Here is a 17,411-nt window from a genome sequence, read left to right on the forward strand (position 1 = left end):
ACCCTCGGCGGCGAACGACGATCTCGAGGAGAGAGGCCCGTGGACTTCACGCTGAGCGAGCGCGAGACGTACTGGCGCGACCGGGTGCGCGCCTTCATCGACCGCGAGATCGCCCCGCGCGACGCCGAATACCACCGCCAGTGTGCGACGGGCGAGCGCTGGAAGGTGCTGCCGGTGATCGAGGAGGTCAAGGCCCTGGCCAAGGCGGCCGGGCTGTGGAATTTCTTCATGCCGCCCAATTCGGGCCAGGCGCATGTCGACGACAGCTTCGTGTTCGAGGGCGAACAGCTGACCAACCTCGAATACGCGTTGTGCGCCGAGGAGATGGGGCGGATCGTCTGGGCGAGCGAATGTTTCAACTGCTCGGCGCCCGACACCGGCAACATGGAAGTGTTCCACCGCTATGGCACGCGCGAGCAGAAGGACCGGTGGCTGAAACCGCTGATGGAAGGCGAGGTCCGCTCCGTCTTCCTGATGACCGAGCCCGCGGTCGCCTCGTCCGATGCGACCAACATCGAGACGTCCATCGTCCGCGACGGCGACGACTATGTCATCAACGGCCGCAAATGGTGGTCGTCGGGCGTCGGGGACCCGCGCTGCAAGGTCGCGATCCTGATGGGCAAGACCGACACATCGGCGAAGCGCCATGCCCAGCAGTCGATGATCCTGGTGCCGATGGACGCACCCGGCGTGCGGATCGAGCGGATGCTGTCGGTCTATGGCTATGACCACGCGCCGCACGGCCACGGCGAGGTCGTGCTGGAGAACGTCCGCGTGCCGGCCGAGAATATCCTGCTGGGCGAAGGGCGCGGGTTCGAGATCGCGCAAGGGCGCCTCGGGCCGGGCCGCATCCACCACTGCATGCGCACGATCGGCGTGGCGGAGTCTGCGATCGAGGCGATGGCCAAGCGGCTGCTGTCGCGCGTCGCGTTCGGCAAGCGGATCGCCGACCAGAGCGTCTGGGAACAGCGTATCGCGCGCGCCCGCATCGACATCGAGATGACGCGCCTGCTGTGCCTGAAGGCGGCCGACATGATGGACAAGGCGGGCAACAAGTCCGCCCAGCTCGAAATCGCGATGGTCAAGGTCCAGGCGCCCACGATGGCGCTGAAGATCCTCGACGACGCCGTGCAGGCACACGGCGGTGCCGGTGTGTCAGGCGATTTCCATCTGGCGCACGACTGGGCGAACGTCCGGACGTTGCGCTTCGCCGACGGCCCGGACGAGGTCCACAACCGCGCCATCGCGCGCAACGAGTTCGGCAAATGGGGTGGGGCGGCCTCGTGACGCCGGCCGAGGCCCCGCAGACTACCGCGGTCGCCGACAGGGACCGGCTCGACGAGCCGGCGCTGACCGCGTGGATGGCGGCGAATGTCGCCGATTTCGGCGGGCCGCTGACGTATCGGAAATTCTCCGGCGGCCAGTCGAATCCGACCTATCTGATCGAGGACGCCAATGGCGCGCGCTATGTGCTGCGGCGCAAGCCGTTCGGGTCGTTGCTCCCCTCGGCCCATGCGGTCGATCGCGAATACCGCCTGATCGCGGGGCTGCATCCCACCGGCTTTCCGGTCGCGAAGCCCCACGGCCTGTGCACCGACGAAAGCGTGATCGGCGCGCAATTCTACGTCATGGGGTTCGCCGACGGGCGCAATCTGTGGGACGGAACGCTGCCGGGCTATGCGCCGGCCGAGCGTACCGCGATCTACGAGGCGATGTGCGACACGCTCGCCGACCTGCATACGACGGATTACGTCGCGGCGGGCCTCGCCGATTACGGCAAGCCGGGTAATTATTTCGAGCGCCAGGTCTCACGGTGGACCAAGCAGTATCGCGCGTCCGAGACGGAGACGATGCCCGAGGTCGACCGGCTGATCGAATGGCTGCCCGCGACGCTGCCGCCGCAGACCGCGACCAGCATCGTCCACGGCGACTACCGCATCGACAACATGATCTTTGCGCCCGACGCCCCGCGCGTCATCGCGGTGCTCGACTGGGAGCTGTCGACGCTCGGCGACCCGCTGGCGGATTTCAGCTATTTCCTGATGAGCTGGGTCACCCAGCCCGAGGGGCGGTCGGGCGTCATGGGCCGGACCGGGCCGGCGACGGGCATCCCGACGATCGACGCGATGGTGGAGCGCTACTGCGCACGCACCGGCCGCGACGGCGTGCCCGACCTCAACTGGTATTTCGCCTACAACCTCTTCCGCCTGACCGGCATCGTCCAGGGGATCAAGAAGCGCATCGTCGACGGCACGGCATCCAGCGCGCAGGCGGAGGCATCGGCGGCGCAGGTGTACCGGCTGGCCGGCGCGGCGTGGGACTTCGCGAAGAAGGCGGGGGCGGCATAACAGCCGGCATTCCCGCGAAGGCGGGAATCCATCTCCCGCGCTATCCGCGCGGCGTGTCCGGGAGATGGACCCCCGCCTGCGCGGGGGTGACGTAGGTTTATAGGAGAGGGCAGTGCAACGCTTCGAAGGCAAGTCGATCATCGTGACCGGAGCGGGCTCGGGCATCGGGCGCGCCGCCGCCATCCAGTTCGCGCGCGAGGGCGGGCGAGTGATCTGCGCCGACCTGACCGAGGGCGCGGACGCGACGGCAGCGATGATCGGCGACGCTGCAACGCCGCTGCGGATCGATGCGGGGCGTGAGGAAGATGTCGTCAGCGCGGTCGATCTGGCTATGGAGCGGCACGGGCGGCTCGACGTAATGTTCGCCAATGCCGGGATTTCGGGCGGGCTCGCCAATATCTTCGACACCTCGGTCGAACTCATCACCGACGTGCTGCGCGTCAACGTGATCGGCCCGTTCCTGGCGCTGAAGCACGCAGCGCCCCACATGGTCGCCGGCGGCGGCGGGTCGATCATCCTGACCGCCAGCGTCGCTGGCCTGCGATCAGGCGCGGGCTCGCCCGCCTATTCGGCTTCGAAGGCGGGCGTCATCAACCTAGCACAGGTCGGCGCGCAGCAGTTGAGCGGATCGAACGTGCGGGTGAATGCGGTGTGCCCGGGCCTGACCGAGACGGGGATGACGCAATTCATCTTCGACAGCGCGCGCGCCGCGGGGAAGGGCGACCGGCTGGGTCAGCTCAATCCCTTGCGCCGCGGAGCCGAACCCGAGGAACTGGCCGAAGTCGTGACTTTCCTTGCCTCCGATGCGGCGAGCTATGTCAATGGCCAGGCGATCGTCGTCGATGGCGGACTGTCGTCGAGCCACCCGTTCAATCGACAGGACTACGGCAAGACCGCCGTGTAGCTGCGTCGTCTTGGCAATGTCATGGCTCCGGTGCAGGATGCCGCCATGCCGATCCTGACAATGCTCACCGTCGTCGCCACCGCGCATCCGCAAGTGCCGCCCGCACCGCCGATCCCGCCGGTCGTCAGCGGATCGACCCGCGCGATATTCGAATTTATGCCCGGCACGGCAACGTGCGACGGCGGGACGCCGGCACCGGTTGCCGTTGCGCGACCGATCCCGTCCGCCGGAGTCATGACGCCCGGTCAGGCGATCGCGCCGTATCGCTTTCGCTTCCGGATCGCCGACGATGGACGCGTGCTTGGTGTCGTGCCCGAAACGCGGGTCGGGTCGGGCCCCTATGTCCCGACCCCCGATCTGCAACCGGCGCTGGCCGCGTCGCGCTTTGCCACGGGGGCACCGCAAGCGCGATGCACGATCGAGTATGATGTTCAGGCCCGCCCGATCGCCGATGCCCCGGCCGAACTGGTCCGCCGGTATCTGACGCTGCCGCACGACGCAGCTTATTTCGAAGGCGAGATGCGGAAGCGCGCGCAGGATGCCGACGGTGATTGCTATGACGGGCGAGGCCTGGCGCCGCTGCTCCGCGCTTATCCCGATCTGGACGCGGTCCCGCAGGCGGCCGGGACCCTGTCGATGACGGTTGCCGGGTTCGACCTCGACCGCAACGGGAAGCCGGTCCGGGTGCGCACCGTGCAGAGCGACGGAAATGCCGCGCTGGACGCCGCGACGCGCCAGGCCGCTGCGAAATCGCGCTTCAAGACGGATCGTGCCCGAACCGGATGTGTGCTGCCGATGATGCGCCGCCAGCGCGACCCGCTGGAAGCGCCGGAGTCCCCATCGCTCGATGGCTTCCGCACCGCGGGCGATGGCTGCCCGCTGGAGGCGGCGCCCTGGGCGAACCTGCCGCGGATGACCTTTCCCGAACCGTTCCGCCGCCGCGGGATCGAGGGCTGGGCGATCATGCGCTACGATGTCGCGCCCTGGGGGCAGGTCGGCAACGTCAGCGTCATCGCCAGCGAACCGGCCGCCGCGTTCGGCGATCAGGCCCGCCAGATCCTGTCAAGCGCGCGCCGCGCGCCGTCGACCCGCGGGGCATCGGGCTGCGTCGAGCGGGTGCGCTTCAAGCTGCCGGAGGGCGACGAAGATATGCGGACCCCGCCACCGCCGCCGCCACCGCCGATCATCGACTGAGGCCGGCCGCGGGGGTTACTCGCGGACGCGGATCAGGCCTTCCTGCGCGGTGCTCGCGACCAAGCGGCCGTCGCGCGCGAAGATGCGCCCGCGGTTGAACCCGCGACCATGGCCCGACCACGGACTGTCGGTCGTGTACAGCAGCCAGTCGTCGGCGCGGAACGGTTCGTGCAGCCAGACCGCGTGATCCAGGCTGGCGGTCTGCATCTTGCCGCTCAGCCAGCTTTTGCCGTGCGGCATCATCGCGGTGCCGAGCAGCGCCATGTCGGACGCATAGCTCAGGATCGCGCGGTGGAGCGCCGGATCGTCGGGCAGCGGCGCGCTGGCGCGGAACCACGCGTGCCAGACCGGATCGGCAGGCTGCGGCCTGATGAGCGAGCGCGGCGTGACCGGGCGCATCTCGATCGGGCGCGCGCGCAGGAAGAACGGGCGCATCCGCTCCGGAATTTCCTCGATATGCTCGCGGCGCAGGTCGGTTTCCGATCGCAGGGCTTCGGGCGGCGGCACGTCGGGCATCGCGTCGCGGTGGTGCAGCCCGTCCTCGGCGCGCTGGAACGACGCCGCCATGTTCAGGATCGGCTGCCCCTTCTGCATCGCGATCACCCGCCGCGTCGCGAAACTGCCGCCGTCGAAGTCGCGCACGACGCGAAAGATGATCGGGAAATTCTCGTCGCCCGGCCGCATGAAATAGGCGTGGAGCGAATGCGCGGCCTTGTCCTCGACGCTGCGCTGCGCGGCCTGGAGCGCCTGCGCGATCACCTGCCCGCCAAACACGCGCCCGACCCCGCCCGGCTGGCGAGGCCCGCGGTACAGATCGGTGTCGATCGTCTCGACGTCCAGAAGGGTGACGAGCTGCGCGACGAGGTCTTCAGGCGTTTCGGCGCGGGGTGGGGGCGTGGTGTCGTCGGTCATCCTGCATCCTCCCCGATACGGGGAGGATCGTGATCGTCAATACCCGCCCGCCGTCGCCAGCGCATCGGCGTGAAAATTGGTATCGCCGAACATCTCGGCCAGAACGCGCGCGCGCTTCATGTAGAAGCCGATGTCATATTCGTCGGTCATGCCGATACCGCCGTGCATCTGGATGGCTTCCTGCACCGAGAGCGTCGTGGCGAGGCCGCTCATCGCTTTTGCGACCGACACCGCGTTCGCCGCGCGTTCGTCACCGGCGTCGAGCAGCTGCTGCGCCTTCAACGTCGCGGCGCGGGCGACCTCCATTTCGGAATAGAGGTGCGCGGCGCGGTGCTGGAGCGCCTGGAAGCTGCCGATGGTGACACCGAACTGCTTGCGTTCCTTGAGGTAGCCGACGGTCATGTCCATCGCGCCCGATCCGACGCCGATCATCTCGGCCGCGGCCCCGGTGCGCCCGGCGGCGAGCAGGCGCTTCAGATTGGCGGCACCGCCATCGACCTCGCCGATGACCGCGTCGGCATCGACCTCGACCCCGTCGAACTCCATTCGCGCGGCGATGCTGCTGTCCGCCAGCCGCTCGGGCGTGGTGGTCAGATTGGCGGCGTCGCGCGGGATGGCGAACAGGGTAATCCCGTCGTCTTCATCCGCGCTGCCGGCGGTGCGCGCCGCGACGATCAGCAGATCGGCGACATGGCCGTGCGTCACGAACTGCTTGGCGCCGGTCAGGCGGAAGCCGTTCCCGGCACGCTCGGCGCGCATCGCGACGGTGGCGCGGTGCTTGGGGCCTTCGTCGATCGCGAGCGCGGCGACCGTCTCGCCCGACAGGATGCCGGGGAAATGCTGCGCAGCGTGCGCGCTGCCCTTCAGCGCCTCGACCGCCGCGACCGCAGTCGTGAGGAACGGGGAGGGCGACAGGTTGCGGCCGATCTCCTCCAGCACCACGCCCGCCTCGACATGGCCGAGGCCCAGGCCGCCGTCGCCCTCCGGAATCAGGATGCCGGTGAAGCCCATTTCGGCGAACTGCTTCCACAGGTCGCGGCTGAAACCGGCGGAGTCGTTCGCATCCCGCAGCGCGCGCAAATGCGAGACGGGTGCGGCGTCGGCGACGAAGTCCTTTGCCGTATCGCGGAGCATCGTCTGTTCGTCGTTGAGGTACAGGGGCATTTCAAAGTCCTCGTATCCCCGCGCAGGCGGGGATCCAGAGCCCCGAGCGCAGCGTATGTGGCTCTAGGCTCCCGCCTGCGCGGGAGCACCGGATGTTAGGCGCCCGGCATTTCCAGGATGCGCTTGGCGATGATGTTGAGCTGGACTTCGCTGGTCCCGCCCTCGATCGAATTCGCCTTGGTGCGCAGCCACGCGCGCGGCTTGGCGCCCTTCGCCGAAGCCTCGCTTTCCCATTCGAGCGCGTCCGACCCGCCGCTCGCCATGATGAGTTCGTACCGCGCCTTGTTCAGCTCGGTGCCGTAGTATTTCATCATGCTCGGCTGGGCGGGGTGGGCCTGCCCCGCCTTCAGTTCGTCGATGAACTTCTCGCTCATCGCGCCGAACGCCTTGGCGCGCACTTCGAACATCGCCAGGCTCGCGCGCAGCAGCGGGTCGGCCAGCCGGCCCTGGTCGTCAAGTCCGATCGTCGCGATCGCGCCTTCGATCAGCGGGTTGCCGCCATGCGCCGCCAGACCCATGCCCGAAATCATCTCGCGTTCATGGCCCAGCAGATATTTCGCGACGTCCCAACCCTTGTTGAGCTCGCCGATCAGGTCCTTCTTCGGCACCTTCACATTGTCGAAGAAGGTCTCGCAGAACGGCGAATAGCCGCTGATCAACAGGATCGGCTTGGTCGACACGCCTTCGCTGGCCATGTCGAACAGCACGAAGCTGATGCCGCCCTGCTTGGTCGTCCTGTCGGTGCGGACCAGGCAGAAGATCCAGTCGGCCTTGTCGGCGTAGCTGGTCCAGACCTTCTGGCCGTTGACCAGGAAGTGGTCGCCCTTGTCCTCGGCGGAGGTCTGCAACCCGGCGAGGTCCGACCCCGCATTCGGTTCGGAATAGCCCTGGCACCAGCGGATTTCGCCGCGGGCGATCTTGGTCAGATGCTCCAGCTTCTGTTCGTGCGTGCCGTATTTCAGCAGCGCCGGCCCGAGCATTGAGATGCCGAAGCTCGACAAAGGATTGCGCGCCCGGATGCGCGCCATTTCCTCGCGCAGGATCTTGGTTTCCGCCGCGCTGAGCCCGCCGCCGCCATATTCCTTGGGCCAGTCGGGCACGGTCCAGCCGCGCGCGGCCATCCGGTCCATCCAGAGTTTCTGGTCCGGCGTCAGCATCGACTGATCGCGGCCGCCCCAGCAGGCGTCCTTGTCGGACCGCACCGGCTCGCGCATCGATGGCGGGCAGTTTTCCTCCAGCCAGGCGCGGGTTTCGGTGCGGAAGGTGTCGAGGTCGGTCATGGCATCCTCTCTTGCTCCTCCCCGAAACGGGGAGGGGGACCGCTCAGCGATAGCTGAGTGGTGGAGGGGGCGGGCCGCACCGGGGTCGCTCGCGGCGAACCCCCTCCACCATGCTGCGCATGGTCCCCCTCCCCGCGAGCGGGGAGGATTCTTAGTTTAGTTGAATCGCTCACCTTTTTCCGCCTTGTCGCGGAGCAGTTTGGCGACCGGGAAGCCGTGCTTTTCCAGGCCGGCGACGATCGTCTTCAGCCCGACCGTGTCCGCCCAGAACATCGGCCCGCCGCGGTACGGGGGCCAGCCATAGCCGTAGATCCACACGACATCGATGTCCGACGCCCGCTGTGCCTTGCCTTCCTCCAGAATCAGCGCGCCTTCGTTGACCATGGTGTACAGCGTCCGCTCGACGATTTCCTCGTCGGTGATCTCGTGCTGCGGCGTGCCGGTCTTCGTGCGGAAGTCCTCGATGATCTCGGCGACGCGGGGGGAATTCGACGGGCGACGCTTCTCGTCATAGTCGTAGAAGCCCGCGCTCTTCTTCTGGCCCCAGCGGCCTTCGGCGGCCAGCGCGTCGCGGATATTCTCGATGCGCGACGGGTCGCGGTGCCAGCCGATATCGACCCCGGCCAGGTCGCTCATCTGGAACGGGCCCATCGGCATCCCGAATTCGACATGAACGCGGTCGACCTGCTCGGGCGTCGCGCCTTCGTGTAGCATCTTCATCGCTTCCATTTGGCGCGGGATGAGCATCCGGTTGCCGATGAAACCGTAGCAGACGCCGGCCACGACGGCGACCTTGCGGATTTTCTTGGCCAGCGCCATCGCGGTTGCCAGCACGTCGTCTGCGGTCTTGTCGCCGCGCACGACCTCCAGCAGCTTCATGACGTTTGCCGGCGAGAAAAAGTGCAGGCCCAGCACATCCTGGGGCCGCTGCGTCGCGCTCGCGATCTCGTTGATGTCGAGATAGCTGGTGTTCGACGCGAGGATCGCGCCCGGCTTGCAGATGCCGTCGAGCTTGCCGAAGATGTCCTTCTTCACCCCCATTTCCTCATACACGGCCTCGATCACGAGGTCGCAGTCGGCGAGGTCTTCCATCTTCAGCGTCGGGGTCAGCAGGCCCATCGCCTGTTCGACCTGTTCGGGCTTCATCCGGCCCTTGGCGGCGGTCGCTTCGTAGTTTTTGCGGATGGTGCCGGTGCCGCGGTCGAGCGCGTCCTGCTGCATCTCGACGATCGTCACCGGGATGCCGGCCGACAGGAAATTCATGCTGATCCCGCCGCCCATCGTGCCGGCGCCGATGACGCCGACGCGCTTGATCGGACGGAGCTGGACGTCGTCGGCGACGCCATCGATCTTCGACGCCTTGCGCTCGGCGAAGAAGATATGGCGCTGCGCGGCAGACTGGACGCCCATGATGAGTTTCATGAAGCCGTTGCGTTCACGCTGCACGCCCTCGGGGTACGGCAGCGATGCGGTTTCCTCGATGACCGAGATGATTTCGGCGGGCGCGTCATAGCCGCGGAAGCGCTTGGCGTTGGTCTTGCGGAAGGCGTCGAACACGCCGGGCTCGACCGTGACCGGCTTCTCGCTGGCGCGAGGCAGGGGGCGGGCGTCGGCGATTTCGCGGGCATAGGCGACCGCGTCGGCCAGCAGGCTGTCTTCGCCCGCAAGCCGATCGACCAGGCCGGCGGCTTGTGCCTTCGATGCAGGAACGGGATCGCCCTTGGTTGCGAGCTCGAGCGCGAATTCGACGCCGGCCACACGCGGCAGGCGCTGCGTGCCGCCGGCGCCAGGGAGGATGCCCAGCTTCACTTCGGGCAGGCCGAGCTTCGCGGAAGGGACGGCGATGCGGTAATGGCAGGCGAGCGCGACTTCGCATCCGCCGCCGAGCGCCGTGCCGTGGATTGCGGCGACGATCGGCTTGTCCGATGCCTCGATGCTGTCGACCAGCGTGGGCAGGCCCGGCTCCTGCATCGGCTTGCCGAACTCGGTAATGTCGGCGCCGGCGAAGAACGTCTTGCCATCGCACGCGATGACCATCGCCTTCACGCCGTCGTCGGCAAGGCCTTCCTTGACCGCGCGGTCAAGGCCCTGGCGGACGGCGGCGCCCAGAGCGTTCACCGGCGGGTTATCCGAAGTGATGATGAGGACGTCGCCGTCCTTGCGGGTGGTGATCGGGTCGGTCATGCCAGTTCCTCTCTGTCGTCATCCCCGCGGAGGCGAGGATCCATCTCCGGCGCTGCCCACATGGCCAGTCCGGGAGATGGGCCCCCGCCTGCGCGGGGGCGAGGTTGATTATGTCAAAGCCGAATAAAGCAGCGTCTTGATCTCGCGCCGCACCGGATAGGTGCTGCTGGGGCTTAGTTGCGTCATGAAGATCATGATGATCCGTTCCACCGGGTCGACGAAGAAGGCGGTCGAGAACATGCCGCCCCAATAAAATTCGCCGACCGACCCGGGCACAAGTGTTGGCGGCACGTTGGTCGTCACGGCAAAGCCCAGGCCGAAGCCGACGCCGGCGTTGGTGCTTTCCGAAAACAGCGACCGGCTCATGCTGGCGAGGTCGCGGCCACCCGGCAGGTGGTTCATCGTCATGAGTTCGACCGACTTGCGCGACAGGATGCGCGCACCGTCCAGCGTGCCCGTGTTCAGCAGCATCCGGCAGAAGCGGTAATAGTCGAGTGACGTCGATACCAGCCCGCCGCCACCGGACACCAGCTTCGGCGCGTGGCACCAGGCGGAGTCCGCGCCGCGATCGTACATCACGCGGCCCTTGCCGGGGACGAAGGCGTAACAGTCCGGCAGACGGTCGATCTTGTCGGCGGGCACCATGAAGCCCGTATCGTCCATGCCGAGCGGGGCGAAGATCCGCTCCCGGAAGACGTCGCCCAGCGGCTTGCCGGCGATGCGCTGCACAACCAGACCGAGTATGTCCGTGGCCACCGAATAATTCCACGCTTCGCCCGGCGAGAATTCCAAGGGCAGTTCGCCCAGCGCCGCGACGAAACCGTCGAGGTCGAGATTGCCGTGCCAGTTCTCGATCCGGCCTGCGCGGTACGCAGCATCGACCGGGGTACGTTCCTGGAAGCCGTAGGTGAGACCCGCGGTGTGGCGCAGCAGGTCGATCATCCGCATCGGCTCGACAGTCGGCGTCGTGGTGAACGCCGTGTCGCCGCCGCCACCGGCATAGACGCCGACGCCCTTCAACTCGGGCAGGATGTGATGCACCGGCGTGTCGAGCGCGACGCGGCCTTCCTCCAGCAACTGCATGAAGGCGACCGACGTCACCGGCTTGGTCATGCTGGCGATGCGATAGATCGTCTGCGCATCGACCGGCGCCGTTCCACCGTCGCGCGCGACGCCGTTCGACGAGAAATGCACGATCGCGTCGTCACGACCGATCAATAGCTGGGTGTTCGCAAACCGCCCCGAATCGACGTAGCGTTCGGCGAGAAACGCATCGATCGCGCGCAGGCGACCGGCATCGAAGCCATGATCCTCGGGCTTCGCCAGTTCCATCGCCGTGACATACCTCTCATTCGAAACGCTTCGTCGCCGGTTCGACGCCGTTACCCTGCTTCTATCGCTTGAGCCGCGCGCAAATCAACACTAACCTTGCCGGAAAATGAGGTCGGGTCGAGCAAACCCGATCTTCTAGTGACGAGAGGAAGCCCGTGTCCGACAAACCGCTGATCCAGCTCGATCCCGCCTGGCCGAAGATGACGCTGGCGCAGGCTGAGGCGGCGCTTTGCGCGGCGGGGCAGAAGTTCGAGATGGAGACGGTCGATATCCGTGGCATCCCGACGCGGGTGTGGAAGAACGCGCCGCCGAACCTGGCGCTGCTCGTCCAGTTCGCGCGCAGCCATGGCGAGCGGCCGTTCACCATCTATCAGGACGAGCGGATCAGCTTCGATGCCGCGGTTCGTGCGGTCGCGCATCTTGCGACGAAGCTCAGCGGGATGGGCGTCAGGAAGGGCGACCGCGTCGCGCTGACCATGCGCAACTTGCCCGAATGGCCGGTGGCGTTCTTCGCGATCGTCTCGCTCGGCGCGATCTGCGTGCCGCTGAACGCCTGGTGGACCGGCGGCGAGCTCGAATACGGCCTGACCGATTCGGGGTCGAAGGTGCTGATCGTCGACGGCGAGCGGCATGCGCGGCTGGTTGACGTCTATGATCGCTTGCCCGAGCTCGAACACGTCCTCGTCGCGCGGCCGCAAGGCAAGCTGGCCGGCAAGGCGACGGCGCTCGATGCGCTGATCGGGGCGGCACCGACTTGGGCGACGCTAGCCGACATTCCCTTCCCGCAAACCGCGATCGAACCCGACGACGATGCGACGATCTTCTATACCAGCGGCACGACGGGCGCGCCGAAGGGAGCGCTGGGCACACACCGTAACCTGACGACCAACATCCTGTCATCGGGCTATGTCCAGGCGCGCGTGTCGCTGCGCCGCGGGGAGGTTCCGCCCGAGCCGATGCCAAAGGTCTATCTGGCGGTGATCCCGCTGTTCCACGTGACCGCGTGCTCGGCGACGATGATGGGGACGCTGGTGTCGGGTTCGACGCTCGTCTTCATGCGCAAATGGGACCCGGTCGAGGCGATGGGGATCATCGAGCGCGAGCGGGTCAACGTGACCGGCGGCGTGCCGACGATCGCGTGGCAGCTGCTCGAACATCCCGACCGCGCGAACTACGACCTCTCCAGCCTGGAGATGATCGCCTATGGCGGGGCTCCCTCGGCGCCTGAGTTGGTCAAGCGCATCTACGAAGAATTCGGCGCGCTGCCCGCCAACGGCTGGGGCATGACCGAGACGATGGCGACCGTCACCCAGCATGGAGGTGAGGATTACATCAACCGTCCCGACAGCTGTGGTCCGCCGGTCGCGAGCGCCGACCTGAAGATCATGAGCGTCGAGGGTACCCACGAGCTGCCCGTCGGCGAGGTGGGGGAGCTGTGGGCGCGCGGGCCGATGATCGTGAAGGGCTACTGGAACAAGCCGGAGGCGACCGCGGAGACCTTCATCGATGGCTGGGTCCGCACCGGCGACCTCGCGCGGCTGGATGACGAGGGGTTCTGCTACATCGTCGATCGCGCCAAGGACATCATCATCCGCGGCGGCGAGAACATCTATTCGATCGAGGTCGAGAACGTCCTCTACGCGCACCCAGCGGTAACCGATGCGGCGTTGGTCGGCATACCGCATCGTACATTGGGTGAGGAGCCCGTGGCGGTAGTGCATCTCGCCGCGGGCACGCAGGCTGGCGAAGCCGAGTTGCAGGACTTCGTGCGCCAGCGGCTGGCGGCGTTCAAGGTGCCTGTCGCGATCCGCTTCTCCGACACGGTGCTGCCGCGCAACGCGAACGGGAAGATCCTGAAAAAGGAACTGAAGGCGCTGTTCGAAGCGGGATAGGCACCGTCTTAACCAGTCACTTCATATTCGATCGGCTTGAAGCTGCCGTTGTTCGACTGCAGCGCCGAGCAGGCGGTCAGGCCGATCACCAGATCCATCCGCGCCACGAAGGCGATGTGATCGCCGGCCCGGCTCGTCGGCGGATCTACGGTGATTTCGCCGGTGTCGCCGTTCACGCCGACGTTCATGAAGCAGTTGAACGCGGTCGGGATGCTGTCCGGCTCGATACCCCACGGCGCCAGCGCCGCTGCGAGATTGCCGAAACATCCGCGGTGCGGATCGGTGTCGCCGTAGATGATGCGGAACGTGTCCTTGCTGCATGGCGTCAGCAGGAAATCGTGGCGTCCAACGGTATCCGCGACGATCTCCAGCATCACGTTCGACCGGTTCGAATACAGCGGGTCGCCGGTCGTCAGGAACAGGCGGCTGGCGTAGTCCAGCGTTCGGCCCGACGAGATGACCTCGCGCAGGTCGTGCCTGGCGTAGGCGAGCAGGTCAGCCACCTGCTCGCCGCGCGGGTCGTACACCGTCAGCGTCTGTCCTTCGCGCAGTTCGAAGCCTGCGCCCGTGCGCGGTGCGATCTCATGCCGCATCGCTGAAATTCCTCCGGCCCGAGAAGGGACAGCGCCAGTCGTCGCCGACCGCACGCCCGCTATACTGGCGCGCTTCCGACAGGGTGCCGTGGCGCGCCAGCATCGGGTTGACCGATCCGGCGAGCGCCACGTCGCGGTCGATGATCGACGTCCGCAGCTTTTCGTAGCGGCCCTCCGCGCGCAGCCGTTCGAACTGGTCGTGCAGGTTGAAGACCAGCGCCGGCTGCGGGAAACGGCGGGCAGGGCGGCTGGCTTTCGGATGCAGGCCGACGACGAAGAATCCCTCGCCGGCGAAGCTCAGCGAGAAATGCGGGTCGTCGGGATCGTCGCTGACACGCGGGTCGGCCGCCTGGCCCAGCCACTCGTCCTTGTCGGAGAGCGATTGCAGGCGATCCCACATCGCCTGTTCGAACCCCGTTTCGTCGAGCCCGCGGTCGCTTTCGAACAGCAGGATGAACGACCGGAACAGCCCCGGGTCGGCGCGATAATCGGCGACGAAGGCGCGGATCGCGGCGTGGACGCGCAGATCGTCCCAGGCCGATTCGATATTGCGGGCGACCAGAAACTGCATGTTGCCGCGCGACAGCGCCGACTTCGCGCCGACGCAGGGAAAGGCGGGGTCGCGGACGGCGGACTGGAAATCGAGGGCGAGGGGGTGGTCGTTCTGGAAGGCGGGTGTCTGCATGGCCCGCTCAATGCGGCAGGCATCGATAAGTGCCTCCACCGATTAACATCGGTCAGCGCGTTTTTTCGTCAACCTGCCAGTGTTCGCCGCACCGCATCCGTCCATCCGGTCAGGCGTCGCTCGCGGGTCGCGTCGTCGATCGCCGGGGTAAACGTCGTGACCGCGCCCCGCATCGCCGCCGCTTGCGCGAGCGTTTCGAACATCCCGCAGCCGACGCCCGCCAGCATCGCTGCACCCAGCGCAGTCGTCTCGACGAACGCGGGGCGTTCGACGGGAATGCCAAGCATGTCGGCCAGATCCTGCGCCATCCAGTCGTTGGCGACCATGCCGCCGTCGATGCGCAGGCGGCTCCAGTCCGCGCCATCGGCCGCGAACGCGCGTTTCAGATCGTGCGCCTGATGCGCCATCGCCTCCAGCGCGGCGCGGACGATATGCGCGCGGGTGGCACCGAAGCTGAGGCCCGTCAGCGTCGCGCGGGCGTCCGGCTGCCAGTAGGGCGCACCCAGGCCGGCGAGCGCGGGCACCAGATACACGCCGCCATTGTCCGCAACGCTGCGCGCCAACGCTTCGCTGTCGCCCGCCGCGCCGATCAGCCCGACCGCATCGCGCAGCCATTGCATCAGGCTGCCGGCGACGAACACCGATCCTTCGAGGGCATAGGCCCGCTTGCCCGCGATCTGCCAGGCGACGGTCGCGAGCAAGCGGTTGCGCGAGGCGGGCAGGCGGTCGCCATATTGCGTCAGCACGAACGCGCCGGTGCCGAACGTCGCCTTGGTCATGCCGGGCTGCAGGCACGCCTGGCCGATCGTCGCGGCCTGCTGGTCGCCGGCGAGGCCGCAGATCGGGATCGATCCGCCGAATGCCGTGGTCCGCCCGATCTCACCTGCGCTGTCGACGATCGCGGGCAACACCGCTCGCGGCACGTCGAACAGCGCGAGCAGCCCGTCGTCCCACTGGCCGCTGCCGAGACCCATCAGCAGCGTGCGCGAGGCGTTGGTCGCGTCGGTCACGTGCGTGCCGCCCTGGGACGCATTTGCGGTCAATTTCCAGACCAGCCAGCTTTCGACCGTCCCTACCGCCAGCCGGTCGCCCGCTGCGCGCACCTGCGGCCATTCGCGCAGGCCCCAAGCGATCTTGGTCGCGGAAAAATAGGGGTCGAGCAGCAGTCCAGTGCGCGCCTGCACGCCGGGCTCCTCACCCGCATCCTTCAGCGCGCGGCAGGTTTCGGCCGTGCGGCGGTCCTGCCAGACGATCGCGGGCGCAAGCGGTTCGCCGGTCGTGCGATCCCAGAAGACGACCGTTTCGCGCTGATTGGTGATACCGATCGCGGCGATCCGGTCGGCGCCGCCCGCGTGTTCCACCATCGCCGCGGTACAGTCGCGTGTCTTTTCCCAGATTTCGGCCGCGTCATGTTCGACACGGCCGGGGGCGGGGTAGGATTGCGTCAGGTCGGCGGCCTGCGCGCCGAGGCAGCGGCCGTCTGGCGCGAACAGCATCGCGCGGGTCGATGTCGTCCCGGCATCGATGACCAGCAAAATCTCTCCCATGCCCAGTATCGTAACCGGGATTACAGGGACAGGGAATGGCGCTACAGACACGCCACCTTCAGGAGAGACATGTGGCCGACGCCCCCGCACCGACACCGTTAGCCGCCGACGACGGGTCTCATGTCGAGGTGCTGCGCCGCGACCGCCTGCTCGCCGGATTGACGCTGATCGCGGGTGTCGGCCTGGTCGTCGCCGTGCCGTTCGCGCTTCAGGCGGGATCGGTGTTCTTCCTGCCGACGACCGCGGCCATCGTCATCGCGATCGCGATGGTGCCGATGCTGGAATGGATGGAGCGGCGGCGTCTGCCCTCGGGACTGGCCGCGCTGTTCTGCGTGCTGCTGTTCCTGGGCGTCGTCAACGCCGCGCTCGCGTCGATCGTCGTACCGGCGTGGCAGTGGGTGCGGATACTTCCCGAACGGATCGACCAGATCCAGCATAACCTGTCGCCGCTGATCGACCTGTATTCCAATCTCGAGAAGTTCGTGAACAAGACGCTGCGCCAGATGGCGGCGTCGCCGCAGCGTCAGCAGGTCGCCCCCGCAGCACCGCCGCAGTCGATCGTCGAGCTGTTCGCCACGTCGGCCCCCTCGGCCTTCGTCGAGATGTTCTATGCGGTGCTGGTCATCTACTTCTTCCTGGCCGGCTGGACCCGCACCCGCCGCGCGGCGATCACGCGGCGCACCAGCTTCGGCGGCGCCATGGCGACCGCGCGGGTGATCCAGCAGGTCGTCGACGATACCTCCGCCTATCTCGGTACCATCACCGTCATCAACCTGTGCCTGGGCCTGGTGGTTGCCGGTGGCCTGTGGGCGATCGACATGCCGACGCCCCTGATGTGGGGCGGCATCGTCGCGCTGCTGAACTACATCCCGTATCTGGGGCCGATTTTGGCAGCCGCGCTGCTGGCGCTGGGCGGACTGATGACGTTCAACGACATCTGGCTGGCGCTGGTGCCGGCGGCGATCATGGTCGGCGCGCATCTGGTCGAGGCGAATGCGATCACGCCGTTCATCGTCGGGCATCGTCTGACGATCAACCCGATCCTGATCCTGATCTCGCTAAGCTTCTGGGGGTGGGTCTGGGGGACGCCGGGTGCACTGCTGGCGGTGCCGCTGCTCATCATCATCCAGACGATCCTCGACGCAGCCGGCCGCCCGGATATCGCCGGCTTCCTGTTCGAGCATGGGACGCTGGTCCAAGAACCGGGCGAGTTGCGGATGCGAACCGAACGCCGCGACGACATTTCTTCGGGGCAGGGTTAGAAAATTTCGCGAATCTGTTGACGGGTGGGAGGCGGCACCGTAACAGCCGCCTCCTCGCTAGAGAGCGGGTGTAGCTCAGTTGGTTAGAGCGCCGGCCTGTCACGCCGGAGGTCG

At 67.1% G+C, this 17,411-nt stretch carries 14 protein-coding genes and 1 tRNA gene (1 of these 15 only partly in view); 7 read left to right on the forward strand and 8 right to left on the reverse strand.

All coding sequences use genetic code 11. The features are described 5' to 3' along the window. Window positions 1-39: 39 nt before the first annotated feature. The 4 genes from ASE86_RS07920 (at window position 40) to ASE86_RS07935 (ending at window position 4,446) form a co-directional block, all read left to right on the forward strand. Complete coding sequence (locus ASE86_RS07920; protein ID WP_056424299.1) at window positions 40-1,287, forward strand: acyl-CoA dehydrogenase family protein; 1,248 nt, start codon at window positions 40-42, stop codon at window positions 1,285-1,287. After that, window positions 1,266-2,348, forward strand: a complete 1,083-nt coding sequence (locus tag ASE86_RS07925) for a phosphotransferase family protein (protein ID WP_056424303.1) — start codon at window positions 1,266-1,268, stop codon at window positions 2,346-2,348. Before ASE86_RS07920 ends, ASE86_RS07925 begins: the two co-directional genes overlap by 22 nt. 112 nt (window positions 2,349-2,460) lie before the next feature. After that, window positions 2,461-3,252 carry an SDR family NAD(P)-dependent oxidoreductase gene (locus ASE86_RS07930; protein WP_056424306.1) on the forward strand — a complete coding sequence of 264 codons (792 nt, stop codon included), beginning with the start codon at window positions 2,461-2,463 and terminating at the stop codon, window positions 3,250-3,252. Between the two features lie 45 nt (window positions 3,253-3,297). Beyond that, window positions 3,298-4,446 carry an energy transducer TonB gene (locus ASE86_RS07935; RefSeq protein WP_162233322.1) on the forward strand — a complete coding sequence of 383 codons (1,149 nt, stop codon included), beginning with the start codon at window positions 3,298-3,300 and terminating at the stop codon, window positions 4,444-4,446. Window positions 4,447-4,461: 15 nt separating this feature from the next. Here ASE86_RS07935 and ASE86_RS07940 read toward each other — a convergent pair whose 3' ends face one another. From ASE86_RS07940 to ASE86_RS07960, 5 genes are all read right to left on the reverse strand, one after another. Further along, window positions 4,462-5,358 (reverse strand): acyl-CoA thioesterase, encoded by an 897-nt coding sequence (locus ASE86_RS07940; RefSeq protein ID WP_056424312.1) that lies wholly within the window; start codon window positions 5,356-5,358, stop codon window positions 4,462-4,464. A 36-nt stretch (window positions 5,359-5,394) separates the two neighbouring features. Then, window positions 5,395-6,522 (reverse strand): acyl-CoA dehydrogenase family protein, encoded by a 1,128-nt coding sequence (locus tag ASE86_RS07945; RefSeq protein WP_056424316.1) that lies wholly within the window; start codon window positions 6,520-6,522, stop codon window positions 5,395-5,397. 95 nt (window positions 6,523-6,617) lie between these two features. After that, window positions 6,618-7,802, reverse strand: a complete 1,185-nt coding sequence (locus ASE86_RS07950) for an acyl-CoA dehydrogenase family protein (RefSeq protein ID WP_056424319.1) — start codon at window positions 7,800-7,802, stop codon at window positions 6,618-6,620. A gap of 156 nt (window positions 7,803-7,958) precedes the next feature. After that, on the reverse strand, window positions 7,959-9,986 hold the full coding sequence (locus ASE86_RS07955) for a 3-hydroxyacyl-CoA dehydrogenase NAD-binding domain-containing protein (protein ID WP_056424321.1): 2,028 nt from the start codon (window positions 9,984-9,986) through the stop codon (window positions 7,959-7,961). A gap of 108 nt (window positions 9,987-10,094) precedes the next feature. Beyond that, window positions 10,095-11,318, reverse strand: a complete 1,224-nt coding sequence (locus ASE86_RS07960) for a serine hydrolase domain-containing protein (protein WP_056424324.1) — start codon at window positions 11,316-11,318, stop codon at window positions 10,095-10,097. A gap of 200 nt (window positions 11,319-11,518) precedes the next feature. On the opposite strand from ASE86_RS07960, the gene ASE86_RS07965 reads away from it, so the two are divergent. Beyond that, a complete protein-coding gene (locus ASE86_RS07965) occupies window positions 11,519-13,210 on the forward strand; it encodes a class I adenylate-forming enzyme family protein (RefSeq protein WP_056426844.1) in 1,692 nt (563 codons plus the stop codon). Between the two features lie 8 nt (window positions 13,211-13,218). On the opposite strand, the gene ASE86_RS07970 is transcribed toward ASE86_RS07965, so the two are convergent. The 3 genes from ASE86_RS07970 to ASE86_RS07980 all read right to left on the reverse strand — a co-directional run bounded on the left by ASE86_RS07970 (window position 13,219) and on the right by ASE86_RS07980 (window position 16,035). Continuing rightward, window positions 13,219-13,803: a DUF1989 domain-containing protein gene (locus ASE86_RS07970; RefSeq protein WP_056424327.1), complete on the reverse strand. Its 585-nt coding sequence runs from the start codon at window positions 13,801-13,803 to the stop codon at window positions 13,219-13,221. Continuing rightward, window positions 13,793-14,488, reverse strand: a complete 696-nt coding sequence (gene gntA, locus ASE86_RS07975) for a guanitoxin biosynthesis heme-dependent pre-guanitoxin N-hydroxylase GntA (RefSeq protein WP_056424330.1) — start codon at window positions 14,486-14,488, stop codon at window positions 13,793-13,795. The genes ASE86_RS07970 and gntA overlap by 11 nt, the downstream gene beginning before the upstream one ends. A 68-nt stretch (window positions 14,489-14,556) precedes the next feature. Then, window positions 14,557-16,035 carry an FGGY family carbohydrate kinase gene (locus ASE86_RS07980; RefSeq protein ID WP_056424333.1) on the reverse strand — a complete coding sequence of 493 codons (1,479 nt, stop codon included), beginning with the start codon at window positions 16,033-16,035 and terminating at the stop codon, window positions 14,557-14,559. Window positions 16,036-16,106: 71 nt separating this feature from the next. Between ASE86_RS07980 and ASE86_RS07985 the strand changes: the two genes are divergently transcribed. Next, entirely contained in the window at window positions 16,107-17,297 is a 1,191-nt protein-coding gene (locus ASE86_RS07985; protein WP_056424336.1) for an AI-2E family transporter, read from the forward strand. Window positions 17,298-17,363: 66 nt separating this feature from the next. Next, window positions 17,364-17,411 (forward strand) — tRNA-Asp (locus tag ASE86_RS16310); it runs 82 nt beyond the window's last position.

Origin of the sequence: Sphingomonas sp. Leaf33 (assembly GCF_001421785.1) — a bacterium.
GTDB lineage: Bacteria > Pseudomonadota > Alphaproteobacteria > Sphingomonadales > Sphingomonadaceae > Sphingomonas.